1 protein-coding gene is annotated in these 845 nt (G+C 66.7%); it reads left to right on the top strand.

Annotated features, from left to right (window positions below; all coding sequences use genetic code 11):
• Window positions 1-51: 51 nt before the first annotated feature.
• The coding region (locus tag ACPCUW_RS35125; protein ID WP_423429693.1) for a DUF4226 domain-containing protein at window positions 52-845 on the top strand (794 nt) is incomplete at its 3' end.

Genomic DNA, 845 nt, shown 5'->3' with positions numbered 1-845 from the left:
GCCGGGTCGGGTGCGGGTGTGGTGTCGGGGCCGGGTTCGCCCGCGGTATCGGTGGCACCGGGTTCGGCGCAAGCACCCCCGGCCGCGGGCGCCGCCGCGCCTCCACCGCCCCCGGCCACCGACCGCGCCGAACTGGAACCCGAACGCGAGCCGAGCCTGATCCCCGGCATCGACGACCAAACCCTGGCACAGGTCGCTCCCGCCGCCATGATGGGCGGCGCCATGGCACTGTCCATGCTGCCCATGCTCGCCTCCGCCCTGTCCGGCCTCGCCGGCGGCAACGGCAGCGGCGCCGGTGGTGGTGGAAACGGTTCCGGCGCAACCACAACCGGCGACGGCAGCGACGCCGGCCTGTCCCCCCAAGCCCAGAAAGCCATCGCCGCACTCAAAAAACTCGCCGCCGCCTACGGCGACGAAAACAGCGACGACCCCGACGTCCAGAAACTCCGCAAAGAACTCGGCACCACCACCGGCAGCACCGACGGCACCGGCACCACCGCAGGCGCCGTCAAAGCCCGCCAACTGTTCCAACGCAACGCCGCCACCGCCTTCAACACCCTCGACAACGACCTCTACAACTACATCTACTCCCACGCCGGCAAACACAAAGTCGACAAAACCGCCGTCCGCCAACTCCTGCGCGACGTCGACGCCGCCCTCGCCGAACTAGGACCCACCGCCTACACCAAAGCCGGACAACAAAAAGTCCACCAAATCCTCACCATCGCTTTGAAAAAAGCCCAAGCCATCGTCTCCGGCGGCAACACCAACTCCACCGAAACCGCCACCGAAATCGACCGCCTCACCAACCAATACCTCTACAACATCTACGGCAAAAAATACCC

Origin of the sequence: Nocardia sp. AB354 (assembly GCF_049538315.1) — a bacterium.
GTDB classification, from domain to species: Bacteria; Actinomycetota; Actinomycetes; order Mycobacteriales; family Mycobacteriaceae; genus Nocardia; species Nocardia nova.
Note: the sequence above shows the minus strand (reverse complement) of the source record. Positions and strands in the feature narration are given on the sequence as shown.